At 47.7% G+C, this 21,332-nt stretch carries 19 protein-coding genes and 1 riboswitch; of the genes, 17 read left to right on the top strand and 2 right to left on the bottom strand.

Annotated features, from left to right (window positions below):
* Positions 1-26: 26 nt before the first annotated feature.
* A complete protein-coding gene (locus ACWPAB_RS09975; protein ID WP_003566014.1) occupies positions 27-1,601 on the top strand; it encodes a peptide chain release factor 3 in 1,575 nt (524 codons plus the stop codon).
* Positions 1,602-1,739: 138 nt separating this feature from the next.
* Here ACWPAB_RS09975 and ACWPAB_RS09970 read toward each other — a convergent pair whose 3' ends face one another.
* Together ACWPAB_RS09970 and ACWPAB_RS09965 are read right to left on the bottom strand one after the other, a co-directional pair.
* On the bottom strand, positions 1,740-2,033 hold the full coding sequence (locus ACWPAB_RS09970; protein ID WP_003570563.1) for a DUF1827 family protein: 294 nt from the start codon (positions 2,031-2,033) through the stop codon (positions 1,740-1,742).
* 120 nt (positions 2,034-2,153) lie between these two features.
* Positions 2,154-4,379, bottom strand: a complete 2,226-nt coding sequence (locus tag ACWPAB_RS09965; RefSeq protein WP_003566010.1) for an ATP-dependent Clp protease ATP-binding subunit — start codon at positions 4,377-4,379, stop codon at positions 2,154-2,156.
* A 219-nt stretch (positions 4,380-4,598) separates the two neighbouring features.
* Between ACWPAB_RS09965 and ACWPAB_RS09960 the strand changes: the two genes are divergently transcribed.
* The 16 genes from ACWPAB_RS09960 to purD all read left to right on the top strand — a co-directional run bounded on the left by ACWPAB_RS09960 (position 4,599) and on the right by purD (position 21,283).
* Entirely contained in the window at positions 4,599-4,790 is a 192-nt protein-coding gene (locus ACWPAB_RS09960) for a hypothetical protein (RefSeq protein WP_003584866.1), read from the top strand.
* Between the two features lie 143 nt (positions 4,791-4,933).
* Positions 4,934-5,200, top strand: a complete 267-nt coding sequence (locus ACWPAB_RS09955) for a phosphocarrier protein HPr (protein ID WP_003566007.1) — start codon at positions 4,934-4,936, stop codon at positions 5,198-5,200.
* Positions 5,200-6,927: a phosphoenolpyruvate--protein phosphotransferase gene (gene ptsP / locus ACWPAB_RS09950; RefSeq protein ID WP_003588118.1), complete on the top strand. Its 1,728-nt coding sequence runs from the start codon at positions 5,200-5,202 to the stop codon at positions 6,925-6,927. Before ACWPAB_RS09955 ends, ptsP begins: the two co-directional genes overlap by 1 nt.
* A 298-nt stretch (positions 6,928-7,225) precedes the next feature.
* Positions 7,226-8,638, top strand: coding sequence for a sugar porter family MFS transporter (locus ACWPAB_RS09945; RefSeq protein ID WP_003584864.1), 1,413 nt, complete (start codon positions 7,226-7,228; stop codon positions 8,636-8,638).
* Between the two features lie 81 nt (positions 8,639-8,719).
* Positions 8,720-8,817: riboswitch (TPP riboswitch) on the top strand.
* Between the two features lie 42 nt (positions 8,818-8,859).
* Positions 8,860-9,465, top strand: coding sequence for an energy-coupled thiamine transporter ThiT (thiT, locus tag ACWPAB_RS09940; RefSeq protein ID WP_003576020.1), 606 nt, complete (start codon positions 8,860-8,862; stop codon positions 9,463-9,465).
* A 285-nt stretch (positions 9,466-9,750) separates the two neighbouring features.
* Positions 9,751-10,236, top strand: coding sequence for a 5-(carboxyamino)imidazole ribonucleotide mutase (gene purE / locus ACWPAB_RS09935; protein ID WP_003565990.1), 486 nt, complete (start codon positions 9,751-9,753; stop codon positions 10,234-10,236).
* Complete coding sequence (purK, locus tag ACWPAB_RS09930) at positions 10,233-11,348, top strand: 5-(carboxyamino)imidazole ribonucleotide synthase (RefSeq protein WP_003570555.1); 1,116 nt, start codon at positions 10,233-10,235, stop codon at positions 11,346-11,348. The genes purE and purK overlap by 4 nt, the downstream gene beginning before the upstream one ends.
* Positions 11,342-12,070, top strand: a complete 729-nt coding sequence (gene purC / locus ACWPAB_RS09925; RefSeq protein WP_003579705.1) for a phosphoribosylaminoimidazolesuccinocarboxamide synthase — start codon at positions 11,342-11,344, stop codon at positions 12,068-12,070. The genes purK and purC overlap by 7 nt, the downstream gene beginning before the upstream one ends.
* Positions 12,063-12,323, top strand: a complete 261-nt coding sequence (purS, locus tag ACWPAB_RS09920) for a phosphoribosylformylglycinamidine synthase subunit PurS (RefSeq protein WP_003565984.1) — start codon at positions 12,063-12,065, stop codon at positions 12,321-12,323. Before purC ends, purS begins: the two co-directional genes overlap by 8 nt.
* A complete protein-coding gene (gene purQ, locus ACWPAB_RS09915) occupies positions 12,320-13,006 on the top strand; it encodes a phosphoribosylformylglycinamidine synthase subunit PurQ (RefSeq protein ID WP_003584863.1) in 687 nt (228 codons plus the stop codon). Before purS ends, purQ begins: the two co-directional genes overlap by 4 nt.
* Entirely contained in the window at positions 12,993-15,209 is a 2,217-nt protein-coding gene (purL, locus tag ACWPAB_RS09910) for a phosphoribosylformylglycinamidine synthase subunit PurL (RefSeq protein ID WP_003584862.1), read from the top strand. Before purQ ends, purL begins: the two co-directional genes overlap by 14 nt.
* Positions 15,185-16,639: an amidophosphoribosyltransferase gene (gene purF / locus ACWPAB_RS09905; protein ID WP_003584861.1), complete on the top strand. Its 1,455-nt coding sequence runs from the start codon at positions 15,185-15,187 to the stop codon at positions 16,637-16,639. Before purL ends, purF begins: the two co-directional genes overlap by 25 nt.
* Complete coding sequence (purM, locus tag ACWPAB_RS09900; RefSeq protein WP_003584860.1) at positions 16,636-17,646, top strand: phosphoribosylformylglycinamidine cyclo-ligase; 1,011 nt, start codon at positions 16,636-16,638, stop codon at positions 17,644-17,646. The genes purF and purM overlap by 4 nt, the downstream gene beginning before the upstream one ends.
* On the top strand, positions 17,643-18,212 hold the full coding sequence (gene purN / locus ACWPAB_RS09895; protein WP_003584859.1) for a phosphoribosylglycinamide formyltransferase: 570 nt from the start codon (positions 17,643-17,645) through the stop codon (positions 18,210-18,212). The genes purM and purN overlap by 4 nt, the downstream gene beginning before the upstream one ends.
* Entirely contained in the window at positions 18,213-19,736 is a 1,524-nt protein-coding gene (gene purH, locus ACWPAB_RS09890; protein WP_003584858.1) for a bifunctional phosphoribosylaminoimidazolecarboxamide formyltransferase/IMP cyclohydrolase, read from the top strand.
* Positions 19,737-20,044: 308 nt separating this feature from the next.
* Positions 20,045-21,283, top strand: a complete 1,239-nt coding sequence (purD, locus tag ACWPAB_RS09885) for a phosphoribosylamine--glycine ligase (protein ID WP_003584857.1) — start codon at positions 20,045-20,047, stop codon at positions 21,281-21,283.
* Positions 21,284-21,332: the final 49 nt, after the last annotated feature.

Below are 21,332 nucleotides of genomic sequence, written 5' to 3'. Positions count from 1 at the left end.
TTTGTCAATTTTGGAAGGAAAGCACGATGAAACCACAGGAACTAGCAAAAGAAGTCGCAAAACGCCGCACATTTGCGATTATTTCACATCCAGATGCTGGGAAAACAACGATTACGGAACAGCTTTTATTGTTTGGCGGCGTGATCCGCGAGGCTGGAACAGTTAAAGGCCGAAAATCCGGACATTTTGCGAAATCGGACTGGATGGAAATCGAAAAGAAACGTGGTATTTCGGTTACCAGCTCTGTGATGCAATTCAATTATCAGGGCAAACGCATTAATATTCTGGACACCCCTGGGCATGAAGATTTTTCTGAAGATACCTATCGGACCTTGATGGCGGTTGATGCCGCAGTCATGGTCATCGACTCGGCAAAGGGGATTGAAGCTCAGACCAAGAAACTGTTCAAAGTTGTCAAACAACGTGGTATCCCGATTTTTACATTCATGAATAAGTTGGATCGTGATGGTCGCGAACCATTGGATTTGATTGCTGAACTTGAAGACTTGCTGGGTATCGAAGGCTATGCGATGAACTGGCCGATTGGTATGGGTAAGGGACTCAAGGGCCTCTACGATCGAGTGAATCAGCGAATCGAGCTTTATCGGCGTGAAGGTGATGATCGATTTTTGCCGTTGAATGACCAAGGTCAGCTTGATCCAAGTCAACCATTGACGCAGGATTCGATTTATACGCAAACATTAGATGATATCGAATTATTGAATGACGCGGGCAACCAGTTTAATTTAAAAAAGATCATGGCTGGTGAGCAAACACCAGTGTTCTTCGGATCGGCGTTGACTAACTTTGGCGTTGAGACATTTTTGAATAGTTTCGTTCAATATGCACCCGAACCGGGACCGAAGAAAACAGAACAAGGCGGGGAAGTGAATCCGACTAACCCAGAGTTTTCCGCATTTGTCTTTAAGATTCAGGCAAACATGAACCCTGCTCATCGCGATCGCATCGCTTTTGTCCGAATTGTTTCAGGTGAATTTGAACGGGGGATGGATGTCATCCTTCATCGAACCGGCAAAACGATGCGACTGAATAACTCAACCGAATTTATGGCTGACACCCGTGAAACGGTTTCAACTGCGGTTGCCGGTGATATTGTTGGGTTGTATGATACCGGTAATTTTCAAATTGGCGATACCATTTATCAAGGCAAGGAACCGATTCAATTTGAAAAATTACCGCAGTTCACCCCTGAATTATTTGTTCGCGTTACGCCGAAGAATGTGATGAAGCAAAAATCATTTCATAAGGGGATGCAGCAGCTTGTCCAGGAAGGGGCAGTCCAGCTTTACAAGACCTATAACACGAATGATTATATTCTAGGAGCAGTCGGGCAACTTCAATTTGAAGTTTTCCAATTCCGGATGCTGCATGAATATCATTCAGAAGTGATTATGACCCCGATTGGCTCGCGAACGGCTCGCTGGATCAATCCAGATCAATTGGATGAAAAGATGAGCAGTTCCCGGAACTTATTGGTTCAGGATATCCACGGCGACCCGTTGTTCCTATTTGAGAATCAATACGCTGAACGGTGGTTTGCAGACAAGTATCCTGACGTTAAATTAACTGCCAAAATGTAATAGGGTGTTTGGGTATGAGTATCGTGGCACACAAAAAGCGGCTGAGCGATGTCAGCCGCTTTTTGTGTGCGCTTATTAATCTAGCAATGTGCAAAAGTCTCATTGGTATTGGCAAGTATGGCGCTATCCTTCTTCGGGTTACTCTGCTTGCCGCTCAAGCTTGGGAACAGTCACTTCTGCCAGATGATGACCCATAATTGGCGAAACATCGCCAATGTCCTTTTGCAAAAGCCGTTCGAGTGTGAAAGCAATTTCCGCACGCTGAATATTGCGGCGCTCATTGGTGAAAAGAAGTTCGATATGGGAAGGTGCCTCCGTATAAACAACTGTCGTTTGGCCAAGTGAGAAGACCTTGACCAGCCGGGCATCGGTACCACTCAATTGTTGGCTTACTAGATTTCTGAAACTGTTGGTCACGTTAATCAGTCGCATGCTCATGCCCTCCATTTCTCTCCCTACTGTTTTTATTATAAAACAGTTTAACGGAAAATAATAATATGTGAATTGAAAGCCCTCGAACGCAATGAAGTTCGAGGGCTTTCTTAAAACAAATTACTTTTTAGATTTTTGAGTGGTTTCAGCCTTGGCAGGTTCACCAACCGTAATCTCACCATTACTGATGCGGGCTTCAAGTTCCTTAGCCTTTGGATGGTCAAGGTAGAAGTCAGCAACGCGGTCTTCAATCTGTTCCTGAATGACTCGACGCAGCGGCCGAGCTCCCATGGCAGGATTGTAACCGAGATTAACCAGCTTTTCCTTAACCGGATCGGTAACATGAATCGTCAAGCCCTGATCCTTGATGTTATTGTTGGTATCTTGAATCATCAGTGACACAATCTTCAACAAGTCGTCTTTAGACAATGACTTGAATTCAACGATGTCATCAAAACGGTTCAGGAATTCAGGCTTGAAGTAATTACCAAGCTGATCCAGCACACTGTGCGTCTTACCGCTTAAAGCTGCGCCAAAACCAACGTTTGCTTCGGCATCGGTTGAGCCAGCATTGGATGTCATGATAATGATCGTGTCCTTGAAGGAAACGGTACGGCCTTGAGAATCAGTCAATCGGCCGTCATCCAAGATCTGCAAGAACATATTCATCACATCTGGATGGGCTTTTTCAATTTCATCTAACAAGATGAGGCTATAAGGATTTCGGCGAACTTTTTCAGTTAATTGACCGGCTTCCTCATAGCCGACATAGCCTGGCGGTGACCCGATAAGCTTAGAGACACTGAATTTCTCCATGTACTCCGACATATCAAACCGGATCATGGCGTCTTCAGAACCAAACAGCTCTTTGGCAAGCTGTTTAGCCAGTTCAGTTTTGCCGACACCTGTTGGGCCGACGAATAGGAAGGACCCAATCGGCCGACCGGACTTGTTAAAGCCGATCCGGTTACGACGAATAGCGCGAGCAACTTTATCGACTGCTTCATTCTGACCAATGACATGCTTTTCAAGGTCGCCAGCCAGATTCTTCAGCTGTGCTTGCTCCTGAGCCTTCAGTTCACCGACTGGAATGTTGGTTTTTTCTTCAACAATCTGTTCCATATCTTTTTCGGTGACAGTCGGAATTTCATTTTCAGGCAGATTAGACTGTTTCTTAGCCATATCTTCTAACTTAGTAACTTGGTCACGATAGAAGGCAGCTTTTTCGTAATCCTCCTGCTTCAGAGCAGCTTGCTTTTGCTTCTCGGCGTCGTCAATCTTGGTCTTGATCGTTTCCGGATCGACAGTGGCAATGGTCAGATTCTTCCGGGAACCTGATTCATCCAGAAGGTCAATCGCTTTGTCAGGCAAGAAACGATCTTGAATGTAACGATTGCTCAAAGTTGCAGCTGCTTCAATGGCGGCATCTGTATATTTAACATGATGAAAATCTTGATACCGCGGCTGCAGGCCTTTTAGAATCTTAATCGTCTCTTCTACAGTTGGCTCCTCAACGAGGACTGGTTGCAGACGACGAGCAAGGGCTGAATCTTTTTCAATTTGACGATATTCATTGCTAGTAGTGGCACCAACGAGCTGCAACTCGCCACGTGCTAATGCTGGTTTCAGAACATTGCCGGCATCCATACCGCCTTCAGCATTGCCAGCGCCGACGATTTCATGGATTTCATCAATAAATAAGATAATGTTCTTATTCTTTTTAAGTTCGTCAATCAATTGTTGCATACGTTGTTCAAATTGACCGCGAATGCCAGTTCCTTGAACTAGTGAAACGACATCGAGTCGGATGACATGCCGATCTTGAAGTTTTGACGGAACATCGCCATTAGCGATCTTCAATGCCAAGCCCTCAACAACAGCAGTCTTGCCGACACCGGCTTCACCAATCAGGACTGGATTATTTTTTGTTCGGCGGTTTAAGATCTCGATCACCCGTGAAATTTCTTTGTCACGACCAATGACCGGATCAATTTGACCATTCCGTGCTTGTTCAGTCAGATCAACGCCGAATTGTCCCAGCAGTCCCTTGCCACGGTTGCCATTGCGGCCGTTATTACCATTGCCGCCACGGCCTGCCTGAGTTGGCGGGGTCTGAGCATTTGGTTGTTGCGGTTGATCCATTCCCTGATTCATCGCACGGAAAATATCATCTAAGCTGCCGAAACCAAATGGATCGGTTGCATCAGTTGGTCTCATATTTCCTCCTGCTTGGTTCTTGAGTAATTGATAACAGTTTTGGCAGAGATTAATTTCCTGTCGAGTGCCATTAACAACGGTTGAAAGATGAATAGTGGCTGGATTCTTATGACAGTTTTCACACAGCATTTTGTCACAACCTTCCTATCTGTTTAGGTGCCACGTGCAGTCGAAAAAGGTTTGACCTTTCTTGACCTATGGCAATAGTATACACCCACATTTCTGGAATGCAAGCACTCTGCCACTAAGAGTGCTAAAAAGTTGCAAAAATTTCAGTGACAGCAAGCACTTGCGCTTTTTCCTTACCAGCTTTTATGCTACTCTTATTAGGTGAGGTGAGGCAAATAGATGACTCAGGATTACGTCGCTTTAATAGATGAGTTAAAGACTGGTCGGCGGGACAAAATCACGGTGACGCCAGAAACGTTCATGGCGTTTCGCGCGGCATGGACGAATTATCCTGATCGTGAAGAGATCGTGGGAATGGCTAAACGTGATGGTGTCATTGAATACCATTATCGATCAGTTGATTCTCGTTAATATAGGCGCCAAATCTGATGTGGCGCTTGTGACAAGCTTCAAAAAATGGTAAGGTTTACATGAATTGTTTTGGGTACGAATGCGCACACAAACTATTCGGAAAAAAACTAGAAATCTAGTTAATACGAAGGAGCAGATCAGTCATGGAAAAACGCGAATTTAATATTATTGCAGAAACCGGGATCCACGCACGTCCGGCAACCTTGTTGGTACAGGCAGCAAGTAAGTTCAACTCAGATATCAACTTGGAATACAAGGGTAAGAGCGTTAACTTGAAGTCTATCATGGGCGTCATGAGTTTGGGTGTTGGCCAAGGTGCCGATGTTACCATTTCTGCTGAAGGTGCAGACGAGGCTGATGCTATCGCTGCTATTACAGACACAATGAAAAAGGAAGGCTTGGCTGAATAATGGCTGAACATTTGAAGGGAATCGCTGCTAGTGATGGGATCGCCACAGCGAAGGCCTATTTACTGGTTCAACCTGATTTGTCATTCCAAAAAAAGACGGTTGATGATCCTTCAAAGGAAATCGATCGCCTGAAGCAGTCACTTGATCAAAGTAATGATGAGTTAAAGGTTATTCGAGCAAAGGCCGCTGAATCGCTTGGCGAAGAAGAGGCTCAGGTTTTTGATGCGCACATGATGATTTTGGCTGATCCTGACTTTACTGGTCAGGTAGAGACTAAGATCAATGATGAAAAAGTCAATGCTGAGCAGGCTTTGAAAGAAGTCTCCGAATTCTTTATTAAGACATTCGAAGGTATGACCGACAATCCATATATGCAGGAACGTGCGGCTGATGTCCGCGACGTGACAAAGCGGATCATGGCACACTTGCTCGGTCGCAATTTGCCAAATCCAGCATTAATTGATGAAGAAGTCGTTGTGGTTGCGCATGACCTGACCCCTTCGGATACCGCACAATTGAATAAGAAGTATGTCAAAGCATTTGTCACGGATATTGGCGGTCGGACTGCGCACAGTGCGATTATGGCACGTTCGTTGGAAATCCCGGCTGTTGTTGGGACAGATGACATTACCAAGAAGGCTAATAACGGTGATCTTATTTCCGTTGATGGCTTAACTGGTGAAGTTGTTGTTGATCCGACCGATGATGAAGTAGCTAAGTTCAAGCAGGATGCTGAAGCATTTGCTAAGCAAAAAGCTGAATGGGCTCTTTTGAAGACGGCCAAATCAATCACAGCTGATGGCAAACACTTTGATGTTGCTGCCAACATTGGCACGCCAAAGGATCTTGATGGTGTGCTGGCAAACGGTGCTGAAGGTATCGGTTTGTATCGGACAGAGTTCTTGTACATGGATTCTGCTGAATTACCAACTGAAGACGATCAATTCGAGGCCTACAAGAAGGTTGTCGAAACGATGAGTCCGAAGCCTGTTGTTGTTCGGACGATGGATATTGGCGGGGATAAACATCTGCCATATTTGCCGCTTCCTGAAGAACAGAACCCATTCTTGGGTTATCGTGCGATTCGGATCAGTCTTGATCGCCAAGATATCTTCCGGACACAGTTGCGCGCCTTGTTGCGTGCATCTGCCTTTGGCAATCTGCGGATCATGTTCCCTATGATTGCTACCATTGCTGAATTCAAGCAAGCAAAGCAGATTTTCACTGAAGAAAAAGATAAGTTAGTCAAGGATGGCGTCAAAGTATCTGATGATATCCAACTTGGCATTATGATCGAAATTCCTGCAGCTGCAGTTTTGGCTGATCAGTTTGCTAAGTACGTTGACTTCTTCTCCATTGGTACAAATGACTTGATCCAGTACTCTATGGCCGCTGATCGTGGGAACGAGCATGTTTCCTACCTGTATCAGCCATACAACCCATCCATCCTTCGCCTAATCAAGCATGTGATTGATTCGGCACATAAGGAAGGCAAGTGGGCCGGTATGTGTGGCGAAGCTGCTGGTGATCCAATCATGGTACCACTGTTGCTTGGTATGGGTCTTGACGAATACTCAATGTCCGCAACTTCTGTCCTTAAAGTCCGTAGCTTGATGAAGAAGCTTTCGACAGCTGATATGGCTAAGATGGATGAAATTGCTTTGAACCAAAATATCACTAATGATGAAAACGCTGATCTGGTTAAGAAAACAACTGGTCAGAAATAAACTTTCATTATCAGAAAGAGGCTATTGACTGAATAAGTTGACGGCTTCTTTTTTTGACCAAAATTTGATTTTGATCGGGCTCGCTAGCATTGATTTTTCTGAAACCCGCTCGAAAATGGGACTTTAACTTTGCCATGCAAAAAGGTGATTGCGCGACTATTTGTCGGCATCTGAACAGTGACTGACTGCAGACTTTTCAGAAAAGTGTTAAGGTTATTATGTAAACTAAAAATTGAGTTACTGATTCATGGTATGGCACTGTGAGCGGTGGTTCATTTGGACTTGTAGGGGGAATTGCATGTATCAATCAAAAACACACAATCATCGATTTACCGGTCACCTTGCGAGTGCGAAGACACGGTTGCGGCTAGTAGCTTTGATTTCAACGATGGGTGGCCTGCTTTTTGGCTATGACACTGGGGTGATCAATGGCGCATTGCCTTTTATTTCTTCGGAACTGAAACTTGCCCCTGGATCACAGGGTTGGGTCACCAGTAGTTTGACGCTGGGTGCTGCTTTTGGTGCCATCTTAGTCGGTCGTTTAAGTGATCGCTATGGGCGCAGGCGGCTCATCACCATGTTAGCGGGCTTATTTTTTCTGGCAACGGTAGCCTCGTCACTTTCCCCGAGTGCTGGCTGGCTGATTGGCGCACGGCTGATCCTTGGATTAGCCGTTGGTGGCGTCTCTGTGCTGGTTCCGAGCTTTTTAGCAGAGATTGCCCCAACGAGTCATCGTGGACGGTTAGTCACACAAAATGAGCTGATGGTCGTGACTGGCCAGTTACTTGCTTTTGTTCTCAATGCCTTTTTAGGAACCACTTTTGGTAACGTTCCGGGTATCTGGCGCTGGATGATTGTATTGGCAGTCATTCCGGCAATTATCTTAGGTATCGGTACTTATTTTGTTCCGGAATCTCCTCGTTGGTTAATGATGAAAGGATGGCCGGCAGCAGCACGTTCAAGTTTGGAAGTGTTGCGATCTGCTGCTGAAGTGCCAGCAGAGATTGACCATTTGAAACAGAATCTTGCCGAAGATGCTAAACATAAGCAGGCGAGTGTTCGAGCATTGAAAACCAAATGGATTCGCCGACTGGTTCTGATTGGCATCGGCCTAGGCGTCATTCAGCAAATTGCTGGTATCAATGTCATGATGTATTATGGCACCTCAATTTTACAAATGACGGGTTTTGGGCGAGATAGCGCCTTGATCGCCAACATTGCCAATGGGGTTACTGCCGTTGCTGCAACGATTGTGACGTTGCAATTGTTGAAGCATGTTCCGCGGCGGCCAATGCTGATTGTGGGATTGATTGGCTCAACCGTGGCGATTACTGGTGTCACTTTCGCTAGTCGACTACCAGCGGGTTCGCCATTCCGGGCATTTGCAACAATCGGGATGATGATGCTGTTCTTGGCGTTCTTCCAAGGCGCTATCAGTCCAATGACTTGGCTGCTGATGTCTGAAATCTTCCCTGAACAGGTTCGGGGTATAGGGATGGGTGCTGCAACCTTCTGCTTGTGGTTAGCTAACTTTGGTGTTGGCGTTCTGTTCCCGATTGGTCTGGCCCAAATAGGCATGTTCTGGACATTCGTTTGCTTCATCGGGACAAATTTGATTTCATTGCTTTTCGTTCTGATTTTTGTGCCGGAAACGGCTGGACGCTCCCTCGAAACTTTGCACCGAGAGGAGAAAGCCCGCTTAAATCATTAATGACAAGCCATTTGTTCAAGACCAAAAAGTTGCGCTTTACAAAAAGTTTGATACCATAAAGGTGTATCAACAATTCGATGAACCTTCACAAAGGGGAGCCATTGGCTGAGAACGGGGAAACCCGGACCCTTCGAACCTGTTCGTTAATGCGAGCGTAGGGATTTGTGAATGGTCGGAAGCGACCTTCTTTGTGAACGGGGACTCACTAGGAGGCTTTTTTTATGCAACAGCACAAGCAACTTGTTGTCATTTTGGAAACTGCGATCATTGCAGCTTTTGCGATGGCATTGACTTATATTCCACATACCACGGGTGTTTCGGCAATTGAACTGAATTATGGTCTGATTCCAATTGCTGTTTTGGCTATGCGGCGTGGGTTAGTTCCTGCAGCATGGGCAGGCTTTGTCTGGGGGATTTTGGATCTGATTTTGCGTGGTATTGGCGGTGGCAGTGTCTTGAATCCTTTACAAGGTATTCTTGAATATCCGATTGCGTTTACCTTGGTCGGTTTAATGGGGTTGACGTTTGCATCTTTCCAAAAGGCAGTGCGCGGTAGTGAAAAAGTGAAGGCGAGCGGCTATGCCTTTGCTGGTATTATTATCGGCACATTTGCTAAATACTTTATCCATTTCATCGCTGGCGTTGTTTTCTGGGGTGCGTATGCGCCTAAAGGAACGAATGTCTGGGTATACTCGTTGATCGTCAATGGCGGATCAGCGTTATTCAGCACCGTCTTAACAATTGTTGTTGTTGGTGTATTGCTCACCGTTGCCCCGCAACTCTTTGTTGCTAAGGACGGCAAATCATTTTCAACGAAGGCTGCCTAAGTTTAAGACTTCAACAACGCATATCTGATGAACGCACATCGCTCTGTGATGTGCGTTTTTTTGTGCGCGAGTAGCAGCCTTTGGCGATGGCGACTGCAATAAGTTGTCAAAAGGAATATTAGCAACACAGATGTGATTTCAGACATTGAAAAGCTGACTGGTTAAGATTTTAAAAGAGAAACACGAACGATTATTAATATAACATTGAGAATTGTTCTCATTTTTATTGAATCTGTCGGGCTGACGTGCTATTCTCAAAACATCTTAAAGAAAGCGGGGAACGAGATGCAAAAAGTAGCAGTGGTCATGGGGTCAACCTCTGATTGGCCGACCATGCAGCAAGTGACGGCTCAGTTAACGTCATTGGCTATTCCTTATGAGAAGCGGGTTATTTCGGCTCATCGGATGCCAGACGAGCTGGCGGATTTTGGTAAACAGGCAGTGGCACTGGGGTTTGGTGCAATTATCGCCGGTGCAGGCGGCGCTGCTCATTTACCTGGAATGCTCGCCGCTAATACATTGCTGCCAGTTATCGGGGTTCCCATCAAAACACGAACATTAAATGGGGTTGATAGTCTACTGTCAATCGTGCAAATGCCTGGCGGGGTCCCGGTTGGCACGATGGCCATCGGTGATGCCGGAGCTGTCAATGCGGCGTTGTTCGCTGCCGCTATTTTAGCGCTGAACGATTCAGAACTGGCTGACCGACTGCAAGCTTTTCGCGATGCTCAAACTAAGCGTGCCAAAGAAAGCGAGGCCGCGCTTCAATGATTGATGTAGTGACGTCCCCAGCAACAATTGGCATCATTGGCGGCGGTCAGTTGGGACGCATGCTGACACAAAGCGCCAAGTCGATGGGTTATCGCGTCGGTATTTTAGAGCCGACACCCAATTCGCCAGCCGGTCAGGTAGCAGATTTCCAAATCACTGCCCCATACAATGATCAAGCCGCCTTAAAGCAACTGGCAGATGCGTCGGATGTGCTCACATATGAGTTTGAGAATGTTGACTTAGCCGCGTTGGAAACCGTTCGCAGCGAGACGCGGATTCCTCAAGGTACCGCCATTTTGGCGATAACCCGCGATCGGATCAAAGAAAAGACTTTTTTAAAGACACATGGGGTACCGGTGACGCCTTTTGCCGCTGTCAACCGTGCCGCTGAGTTGGCACAAGCAGTCGCGACCATCGGCTTACCAAGCATCCTGAAGACGACCACTGGCGGTTATGATGGCCATGGTCAGCAAGATATCAATACACCAGATGATTTTCCCGCCGCCCGCGAACTTTTGACGCATGGTCCTTGCATTCTCGAAAAACGGCAGCAATTTGATCGTGAAGTCTCCGTTATGATGACACGTGATGGCCGCGATCAAGTGCGTGTTTTTCCGATCGTTGAGAATCGCCATCAGCACCATGTTTTGCATCTCACGCTTGCGCCTGCACCGAACATCTCGCCGGTGTTAGCCAAAAAGATTGATGATCTCGCGACTAAAATTGCGCTTGGCCTGGATCTTCGTGGTGTGTTGGGCGTTGAGCTCTTTATCGAAGGGGACAATGTGGTGGCCAATGAGTTGGCTCCGCGTCCGCACAATTCCGGACACTACTCGATTGAGGCATGCAACTTTTCACAATTCGATGCACATATTTTGAGTATTTGTGGCTTACCGATACCGCCGATTACATTGAAGCAGCCAGCGGTTATGCGCAACCTGCTCGGCGACGATTTAACCATTGCCAAACAGAAATGGCCTCAGCATCCTGAATGGCACATGCATGATTATGGTAAAGCCGAAATTCGCCCCGGTCGCAAAATGGGTCATCTTACGGTAACTGATGATCGTAATGTGTTGGACATACTTAAACAAATGGAGGCAGCATGGTGAACAAAACAACATTATTGTATACCGGCAAGGCAAAGCAGGTTTATGCAACCGATGATCCTGATGTGTTGTGGATGGCATACACCAATCAAGCCACAGCATTAAATGGCGAGAAAAAAGCCCAGATTGCCCACAAAGGCGAATTAAATCGGGCCATTTCGACGTTACTGTTTAAGGAATTAACAGCTGTCGGTATACCAACGCATTATCTTGATTCGCCGGACAGCACGACGATGATCGTCAAAAAAGCCGCGATGTTGCCGCTTGAAGTAGTTGTGCGTAATTATGCATCCGGTCATTTTGTCACCAAGTTCAATGTTAAGCCGATGATGAAGCTCGACCCGCCAATCCACGAATACTATTACAAGTCTGATGAACTTGGCGACCCGTTCATGAATGAAGCCCAAATTTTCGCTTTGCACGAAGCTACGCCTGAACAGCTCAAGCAAGTGCGCGCTTTAACTGATCGCATCAATACTTATTTGATGCAACGGTTTGCGGCGATTGGGATCACCTTAGTTGATTTCAAACTCGAATACGGCACGCTCAAGGATGGCACTTTGGTACTGGCTGATGAATTGTCTCCGGATAATTTTCGCTTAGTTGATCAACAAACCGGGGCATCGCTCGATAAAGATGTTTTCCGACAAAACCGTGGACCATTGACCCCGGTTTATGAAGAAGTCCTTTCACGCCTGCAAGAAAAAGGAGCTGCTCATGTTTAAAGCTAAAATTTACGTAACCTACAAACCTTCCGTGCTGGATCCCAAAGCCGAGGTCATTAAAACTGCTTTGGGACGAATGGCTTATCACAATGTTGAAGATGTGTTGTACGGCAAGTACTTTGAATTGACATTAGCAGGCAGCGAAGCGGACGTTCGCAAGCAAGTTGATACGATCTGCGACCAATTACTGGCTAACGTCAACATGGAAACTTATCGCTTTGAGCTAGAACCGATGGCGGAGGTTAACGCATGAAAGCGGCTGTGATTTCTTTTCCGGGCTCGAACTGTGATCTTGATTTGCAATGGGCGGTGCGTGACATTGCCGGAGCCGAGTGTGACTTGATCAAGCCAACTCAAACCGACTTGACTGCTTATGATGTTGTGATGGTGCCAGGCGGTTTTTCCTATGGTGATTACTTACGCAGTGGTGCGATTGCACGCTTTTCACCAGTGATGGCTGCCCTAAAGCAGTTTGCTGCGGCTGGCGGCTATGTCATTGGCATTTGCAACGGTTTCCAGATTTTGACCGAAGCCGGTTTGCTTCCCGGCGCCTTGCAATGGAATCGCGACTTGAACTTCATCTGTGAACCAGTTGCATTGACGGTAGAAAATGCCGGGACGGCGTTTTCAAATCAATACCAAGTTGGGGAACATTTGACATTACCGATTGCTCATGGTGAAGGCAACTATTACGCAGATCCGGAAACGTTGGCGGCTCTAGAAACTAATGGCCAAGTGGTTTTCCGTTATGCAGATAACCCTAATGGCAGCATGCACGATATTGCCGGTGTGACCAATGAGACTGGTAATGTGTTAGGCATGATGCCCCATCCGGAACGGGCTGTTGAAGCACTGCTGGGCGGTACGGATGGCTTGGGCGTATTCCAATCGCTGATTAACCAAACGGAAGGAGCCGATGTACGTGGTGCACGTTGAGATGAGCCCCGAGGCTATTGCAACCCAGAAACCTTATTTAGACCTTGGGCTGACAGAGGCTGAATATGATCGTTTTGCAGAACTAATCGGCCATCAGCCAAACGATACCGAGATCGGGTTAGCTAGCGGTATGTGGAGCGAACACTGCGCTTACAAATATAGCAAGCCGGTATTACGCCAATTTTGGACCAAAAATGAGCGCGTGTTAATGGGGCCAGGTGAAGGTGCTGGCGTGATTGATATCGGCGAAGGCAAAGCAGTGGTCTTCAAAGCCGAAAGTCATAATCATCCCTCGGCAGTTGAACCTTATGAAGGCGCAGCAACAGGTGTGGGCGGCATTATCCGCGACATTTTCTCAATTGGTGCCAAGCCGGTTGCGATGTTGGACTCGCTAGCTTTTGGCGACATTGAACAGCCACATACCCAACATTTGGTTGATCGGATTGTCGCGGGGATTGGCGGTTATGGCAATGCAATTGGCATTCCGACAGTTGGCGGCGAAACAAACTTTGACGGGAGCTATACCCGAAATCCGCTGGTCAATGCCATGTGCGTTGGCATCATGGACAAAGATCAAATTCAAAAAGGTAAAGCTGCTGGTGTTGGCAATGCTTTGATTTATGTCGGGGCCAAAACAGGGCGTGATGGTATTAACGGTGCGAGCTTTGCTTCTGGGGATTTTTCTGACGAAGAAGCAGCCGATCGCTCGGCGGTTCAAGTTGGCGATCCCTTCATGGAAAAGCTGTTGATGGATGCTTGTCTCGAAATTACCGGGCATCATCAGGAGGCGCTTGTTGGTATTCAAGATATGGGTGCAGCTGGATTGGTATCGTCAAGCGTGGAGATGGCTGGTAAGGCTAACAGCGGGATGGTGTTAGATCTCGATCTGATTCCGCAGCGTGAAGCCGAAATGACGCCGTTTGAAATTATGTTGTCTGAGTCTCAGGAACGGATGCTGCTATGCGTTCGGGCCGGCTTTGAGCAAGAAGTTTTGGCTGTTTTCGCCGATTATGATTTGGATGCGGCGATTGTTGGTCATGTGATTGCTGGTCATCAGTATCAGCTTTATCACCATGGTAAATTGGTTTGCGATGTGCCTGTGAGTTCGTTGACCGATGATGCGCCGATTTATCATCAACAAGGGAAAATGCCAAAACGACTGGCCCAACCGGCTGCGGATTTTGACCCTATCATCACTGATCCGGTGCAAATATGGACGGACATGATGGCGATGCCGACGATTGCTGACAAGTCATCTTTGTACAAGCGTTACGATGCGCAGGTGCAAACTAATACCGTCGTCTTGCCAGGCAGTGATGCAGCCGTGATTCGGATTCGCGGTACTCACCGAGCACTGGCGATGACCACCGATAGTAAGGGACGTTACTTGTATCTTGATCCGCAGGTGGGTGCGGCAATGAGTGTGGCTGAAGCTGCGCGCAATTTGGTTGCCAGCGGGGCGGAACCGCTTGGGATCACCGATTGTCTCAATTTTGGCGACCCAACTAAGCCTGAGGCCTTCTACGAACTGGCTGAGGCGGCGAAGGGAATCATTGCGGCTACCAAAGCCTTTAACGCCCCAGTTATTTCAGGAAATGTGTCGCTGTATAACGAAACGAATGGTGAGGCGATCTATCCAACCCCAATGATTGGCATGGTTGGCTTGATTGAGGATTTGAGCACGATCACCACGGCGGCTTTCAAGCAAGCAGATGATCTGATTTATCTGGTGGGGGAAACTCATGGTGATTTTAACGGCAGCGAACTGCAGAAGCTGCAAACAGGAGAAGTCACTGGCAAGCTGTTCGATTTTGATTTAGAGGCTGAAAAGCAGCATCAGCACTTTGTTTTGAAGGCCATTCGCGAGCATCTAATTACTGCAGCGCACGATTTAAGCGATGGTGGGTTGTTGGTCGCCTTGGCAGAGATGGGGTTTGATGCCCAACTTGGCGCCCAGATTAACGTCACATTGCCGACTGCTTGGGGATTTTCCGAGACGCAAGGCCGCTTCTTGCTCACCGTGTCCCCTGAAAATCAGGCAGCATTTGAAGCATTGCATGGCCCGGCCCAATTGATTGGTCGAGTTCAGGCCCCACCAGAATTTGAAGTCACAACCGTTAATCAACATTTTTCTGCATCGTTGCAACAGCTACAGACAGCATTCGAGGAGGCGCTCCCATGCCACATGAACCAAAAGGCTTAAATGAAGAATGCGGGGTTTTCGGTGTTTGGGGTAATCCTAATGCCGCCAGCATCACGCATCTTGGGTTACACACACTACAGCACCGCGGTCAAGAAGGCGCCGGTATTGTTGGGCTGACCAAAGACGGGATGCGGCGGCATTATGGGTTGGGGTTACTGAGCGAAGTTTTCACGAATACCGATCAATTGACGCCATTAATCGGACGCGCCGCCTTGGGCCACGTGCGCTACTCGACAGCAGGGGGACGCGTGCTGGAAAACATTCAGCCGTTGCTTTTCCGGTTTTCGGATGAAGCCATTGCCTTGGCGCATAATGGCAATCTGACCAATGCGATCAGTTTGCGGCGGCAGTTGGAAGATCAAGGCGCAATTTTTCAGTCCACCTCCGATACGGAAGTTTTGATGCATTTAATCCGACGGCAAGTTGGCCAGCCTTGGCTGACACAGTTGAAGACCGCTTTAAATGAAGTTCATGGTGGTTTTGCGTTTGTCTTACTGACGGAACATGGTTTATATGCCGCAGTTGATCCGCATGGCTTTCGGCCGATGGTTGTCGGGGTGTTGTCAGATGGCGGCTATATTGTGTGCAGCGAAACAGCGGCTTTGGACGCGGTTGGCGCTGAATTCGTCCGTGATGTCCAGCCAGGGGAATTAATCACGATTGATGATGCTGGTTTGCACATTGATCATTTCACCACGAATACCCAATTAGCCGTTTGTTCGATGGAATACATCTACTTTGCCCGCCCCGATTCGGATATTCACGGCATTAATGTCCATCAGGCCCGTGTACGGATGGGTGAACGGTTAGCAAAAGAACAACCGGCGGACGCGGATATTGTCGTCGGCGTGCCGAATTCATCGCTGTCTGCTGCCATTGGTTACGCGAAGGCCAGTGGAATCCCTTATGAGATGGGTTTAATGAAAAGTCAGTATGTGGCGCGAACCTTTATCCAACCGACACAAGCATTGCGGGAAAAAAGCGTCAAAATGAAGCTCAGTGTGATCAAACCAGTTGTTGCCGGCAAGCGAATTGTTTTAGTCGATGATTCGATTGTTCGTGGAACGACTTCCAAACAAATCGTGAAGTTGTTGAAAGAGGCTGGCGCAGCTGAGGTCCATTTACGTATTGCCAGCCCACCGTTGCGCTTTCCTTGTTTTTACGGGATTGATTTTCAGACGACCAGCGAACTTTTTGCTGCAAATCATAGCGTTGCTGAAATGCGGGATCTTTTAGCGGTCGAGTCGCTTGGATTCCTTTCAACCCAGGGGCTGGAAGAGAGTGTCGGCTTATCGGCCACGGCGCCTAATGGCGGTTTGTGTGTCGCTTATTTCACCGGCCAGTATCCAGCACCGTTAGATGATTATGCCTTTGCCTTGGATAAGGAAGTGGCATCCCTCAAAGTCAATGTTGCGGAGGTTAGTGCATGACTGATTATAAAGACGCCGGCGTGGACATTGAAGCTGGCGAGGCAGCTGTTCAACGAATCGCGGCGTTGGCAAAAGAAACAACGAATGCCAATGTTTTAGCTAGTGTTGGTGGCTTTGCCGCGGCTTATCGGTTGCCGGAGATTTCGGAGCCAACCTTGATCAGCGCCACGGATGGCGTTGGCACCAAGTTGCTGTTGGCATTGCAATGCGATGCGCATGAAACTGTTGGAATTGATTTAGTCGCTATGGTTGCGAACGATTTATTGGCGTCAGGCGCCCAGCCACTTTTTTTCCTTGATTATATGGCGGTGGATCATTTGGATGTTGACCGCGCTGAGGCCGTTGTTCGCGGAATTGCTTATGGGTGTCAGCAGGCTCAAATGGCATTAATTGGTGGCGAAACAGCGGAAATGCCAGATATGTATCCGCAACATCATTACGACTTGGCCGGTTTCGCAGTTGGTTTGGTAGCTGCTTCAAAACGTCTACCACAACAAGTGGCGGCAGGTGATGTTTTGATTGGGCTACCAAGTTCAGGTGTCCATAGCAATGGTTATTCACTGGTGCGCAAGCTGTTGGCAGAGACCGACTTAGGGAGTCAATCGCTTAATGACGGTTCGGAAATGATGAATGCATTAATGCGGCCCACGCGCATTTATGTGAAGCAGGTATTGCCGCTCATGCAGCAAGGGTTGATTCACGCAGCCGCTCACATTACTGGAGGTGGCATCACCGAAAATCTCCCACGGGTGATGCCTGACGGTTTGGTAGCAAACATTGATCCGCAAGCATGGCAACGGCCAGAGTTGTTCGATCGTTTGCAACATGCCGGACATTTAAGTGAAACAACGATGCGTAGTACCTTCAATCTTGGAATTGGCATGATCCTTGTCGTGGCAGAACAAGCGGTTAGTCTTGTTCAAGACGAGATTCCTAGCAGTAAAGTGATTGGCACGGTTGACGAAGATCCTGTCGAAAAGCTGCACTGGCAGGTGAGTCGTCGATGAAAGATCTAGCTGTTTTTGCATCTGGTTATGGCACCAACTTTGAGGCGTTGGAAAATGCCGCTGATCAACCAGATAGCGGCTATCGCATCGCCGCACTGGTTTGTGATCAATCACAGGCGCCGGTGATTCAAAAGGCTGCCGCGCGCAACATTTTGACGATCGTAGTTGATTTTAAAAGCTATCCTAATAAAACGGCGGCAGAGACGGCCATCTTAGAACAGTTACCACCAGTATCTGCCTTGATTTTGGCCGGTTACATGCGTATCATCGGGCCAACCCTTTTAAGGGCATTCCCTAAAAAAATCATCAACTTGCATCCAGCTTTACTACCTAGTTTTCCAGGGCGCCAAGGTATTCAGGATGCTTTCGACTATGGGGTGAAAGTCACCGGCGTCACGGTGCATTTTGTGGATGCTGGTATTGACACCGGCGAGATTATCGCCCAAGTGCCAGTCAATATCACTGATGGTATGAGCTTAGCCGAGCTTGAGCAGGCGATCCATCGCCAAGAACATCAAATTTTCCCTGCAACTGTGAAGAACCTCATTCAAGAAGGAGCGATTTAAGTGAAGCGTGCATTGTTAAGTGTTTCGGATAAAACAGGTTTGGTCTCTTTTGCCAAAGGTTTGATTGATCGAGGATTTGAATTAGTCTCAACCGGCGGCACGCATCGCGAACTGGCTGCGGCCGGTATTGCGGTGACCAGCGTTGAAGAGGTAACTGGTTTCCCCGAGATGCTCGATGGTCGGGTGAAGACACTGCATCCAAAGATTCATGCTGGCATTCTTGCACGCCGTGATGATCCAGACCATATGGAGGCATTAGCTAACCACGATATTCAACCGGTCGATTTGGTTTGTGTCAATCTCTATCCGTTTGCCGCCACAATCAAACGCCCAGATGTTACAAGGGCAGAAGCTATCGAACAAATCGATATCGGTGGCCCTTCTGCCTTACGTGCAGCAGCTAAAAATAGCGACAGTGTCTGGGCAGTCGTTGATCCGGCCGATTACGAGGCTGTTTTAACCGGCCTTGACCAAGACGATGCTCATCTGCGTCAAAAGCTGGCTGCTAAGGTCTTTGCCATTACAGCGGCTTATGATGCTCAAATTGTGCATTATCTTGATCCTGAGCCATTTCCCGAGCACTTCACACCGACTTACACAAAGCGCCAAGATTTGCGCTATGGTGAAAATAGCCATCAGCAAGCTGCGTTTTACGTTGAACCTGATCCGAATCCAACTAGCCTTGCCGCTGCCAAGCAGTTGCACGGTAAAGAACTGTCCTATAACAACATCAAAGATGCTGATGCTGCGCTAGCGATGCTTCGTGAATTTTCCGAGCCAGCGGTTGTGGCTGTCAAACATATGAATCCTTGTGGCATTGGTCTTGGAAAAACCATTGAAGGCGCTTGGGACAAAGCCTATGCTGCTGATCCGATGTCGATTTTTGGTGGCATCATCGCCTTGAATCGGCCTGTAGATCTAGCAACTGCCGAAAAAATGCACAAACTTTTTCTTGAAATCATTATGGCACCGGCATTTGATGATGATGCTTATGCTGTGTTGGCCAAAAAGAAAAACGTCCGGCTGCTTACAATCAATACAGCTGATACGCCAGCTGAATTAGGAACAGAGACGACAGCAATTTATGGTGGGTTACTGATTCAAACGCGGGACAATCAGACAGAAACACCGGCCGATATGACTGTTGTGACAACGGTGAAACCCACAGACGAGCAGCTCAGGGCACTTGCTTTTGCGCAAACAGTCGTCAAACACGTGAAGAGTAATGCGATCGTTGTTGCCCAAGCTGATCAGACGTTAGGCATTGGGGCAGGACAAATGAATCGGATTGGTTCGGTTGAGTTAGCCCTCACCCAGGCCCAACAAAACGACAACTTTGCTGGCGCCGTCATGGCCAGTGATGCCTTCTTTCCAATGGACGACTGCGTTGACTACGCGGCTAAGCATGATATCAAAGCCATCATCCAACCAGGCGGCAGTATTCGGGACAAAGATTCTATAGAAAAGGCTAACCAGTACGGGATTGCGATGGTGACAACTGGTGTCCGTCATTTTAGACATTAAAAAGAAGAGCGTGAACAGGCGCGTTTAGAAACCGGAGCATAAGTGGCCTTGAGGTGAACTGGCTGGGTTTTGGCCAGTTCACCTCAAGGTCCTTATGTGCAGGTTTCTGCGCCTGAGAACGCGTTTAAGAGAAAAACAGGCGCGTTTAGAAACCGGAGCATAAGTGGCCTTAAGGTGAACTGGCTGGGTTTTGGCCAGATAGCTTCAAGGTTCTGATGTATAGGTTTCCGCGCCTATGAGCGCATTTAAGAGAAAAGACAGACGCGTTTAAAAAGCTTCTCCACCAGCAAATACACTAGGAGGTTACGATGAAACAGGTTTTGATCATTGGCGGCGGCGCCCGGGAAAGTGCCCTTGCTTTAAAATTCAAACAGTCTCCGCAAGTTGATCATGTCTATGTGGCACCAGGTAATCCGGCAATGAGCTTGCTGGGAGTTGATCCGATCAACATTGATGACAATGACTTTACCAAGTTGATTGACTTTGCTGAGACCCACCAAATTGATCTGACTTTTGTGGGTCCTGAAGTGCCGTTAGCCGCTGGGATTGTTGATGCTTTTCAGGCAGCTGATCAACCGATTTTTGGCGTCACCAAGAAAGTTGCCCAGTTAGAGGCCAGCAAAACGTTTGCCAAGGATTTTATGGCGCGCCATCAGTTGCCGACTGCCGCCAGCAAGACGGTTCACAATGCTATTGATGCCCATGCCGAAGCCGCGACAATGGGCTTGCCATTGGTCTTGAAAAAGGACGGTTTGGCTGCTGGGAAAGGCGTCGTTATTGCTCAAGACGCTGAAACGCTGGATGAAACGATTGAAAAAATGTATGCCGATCATCCAGACGCAACCGTGCTACTTGAGCAATATCTTGCGGGTGAAGAGGCCTCTGTCATGGCCTTGTTTAATGGTGAAAAGCGTGTCGTTCTACCGCTTTCTCAGGATCACAAGCGGCGTTTTGCCAATGATCGCGGTCCTAATACAGGCGGGATGGGGGCGATTAGTCCGTTACCGCAATTTAACGATGATCAAGTAACCGCTGCCCATCAACTTGTGGATGCAACGTTAAAGGGCATGCAGGCTGATGGCTTAGATGGTCAAGGGGTCATGTACATTGGACTGATCTTCACACCTGACGGACCGAAGATTTTGGAATATAACATGCGTTTTGGCGATCCAGAAACGCAAGTCCTGCTGCCGCAAATCACAAATGATTTTTATCAACTGATTAGCGACTTATTAGCAAACCGCCAACCTAGTTTGACGTTGAGCGATAAGGCCTATGCTTGCTTTGTTGCCGTTAATCCTGCGTACCCAAGCGGCGCGCTCAAGACAGTTCCCGTCATTGTGCCGACAGATTGGCCAGAGGGAACTTGGCTGCCAGCAGGAGTGGCGAAAAGTGACCACGGCTGGGAAAGTCACGCTGGTAGAATCTTCTCCGTAGTAGCTGGGGCGGAGTCTTTGCCAGATGCCGTTAAAGCGGCAAAAACAGCCATGGAGAAAATTCAAGGCGTTTTGGATTATCGCACTGATATTGGGTTCCACACACTGTAAAAGTGAATGAATACAATCGCGCCTCGGCTGGCTAGCCGGGGTATTTTGT

The sequence above is a fragment of the Lacticaseibacillus sp. 30 genome, assembly GCF_053819265.1.
This window is presented reverse-complemented; position numbering and strand designations above follow the sequence as displayed.

Bases quoted from the DNA above. Each gene is read 5' to 3' on its own strand.
- ACWPAB_RS09975 (WP_003566014.1), top strand. From the start codon at position 27: ATGAAACCACAGGAACTAGCAAAAGAAGTCGCAAAACGCCGCACATTT.
- ACWPAB_RS09970 (WP_003570563.1), bottom strand. From the start codon at position 2,033: ATGCGACTGATTAACGTGACCAACAGTTTCAGAAATCTAGTAAGCCAA.
- ACWPAB_RS09965 (WP_003566010.1), bottom strand. From the start codon at position 4,379: ATGCTGTGTGAAAACTGTCATAAGAATCCAGCCACTATTCATCTTTCA.
- ACWPAB_RS09960 (WP_003584866.1), top strand. From the start codon at position 4,599: ATGACTCAGGATTACGTCGCTTTAATAGATGAGTTAAAGACTGGTCGG.
- ACWPAB_RS09955 (WP_003566007.1), top strand. From the start codon at position 4,934: ATGGAAAAACGCGAATTTAATATTATTGCAGAAACCGGGATCCACGCA.
- ptsP (WP_003588118.1), top strand. From the start codon at position 5,200: ATGGCTGAACATTTGAAGGGAATCGCTGCTAGTGATGGGATCGCCACA.
- ACWPAB_RS09945 (WP_003584864.1), top strand. From the start codon at position 7,226: ATGTATCAATCAAAAACACACAATCATCGATTTACCGGTCACCTTGCG.
- thiT (WP_003576020.1), top strand. From the start codon at position 8,860: ATGCAACAGCACAAGCAACTTGTTGTCATTTTGGAAACTGCGATCATT.
- purE (WP_003565990.1), top strand. From the start codon at position 9,751: ATGCAAAAAGTAGCAGTGGTCATGGGGTCAACCTCTGATTGGCCGACC.
- purK (WP_003570555.1), top strand. From the start codon at position 10,233: ATGATTGATGTAGTGACGTCCCCAGCAACAATTGGCATCATTGGCGGC.
- purC (WP_003579705.1), top strand. From the start codon at position 11,342: ATGGTGAACAAAACAACATTATTGTATACCGGCAAGGCAAAGCAGGTT.
- purS (WP_003565984.1), top strand. From the start codon at position 12,063: ATGTTTAAAGCTAAAATTTACGTAACCTACAAACCTTCCGTGCTGGAT.
- purQ (WP_003584863.1), top strand. From the start codon at position 12,320: ATGAAAGCGGCTGTGATTTCTTTTCCGGGCTCGAACTGTGATCTTGAT.
- purF (WP_003584861.1), top strand. From the start codon at position 15,185: ATGCCACATGAACCAAAAGGCTTAAATGAAGAATGCGGGGTTTTCGGT.
- purM (WP_003584860.1), top strand. From the start codon at position 16,636: ATGACTGATTATAAAGACGCCGGCGTGGACATTGAAGCTGGCGAGGCA.
- purN (WP_003584859.1), top strand. From the start codon at position 17,643: ATGAAAGATCTAGCTGTTTTTGCATCTGGTTATGGCACCAACTTTGAG.
- purD (WP_003584857.1), top strand. From the start codon at position 20,045: ATGAAACAGGTTTTGATCATTGGCGGCGGCGCCCGGGAAAGTGCCCTT.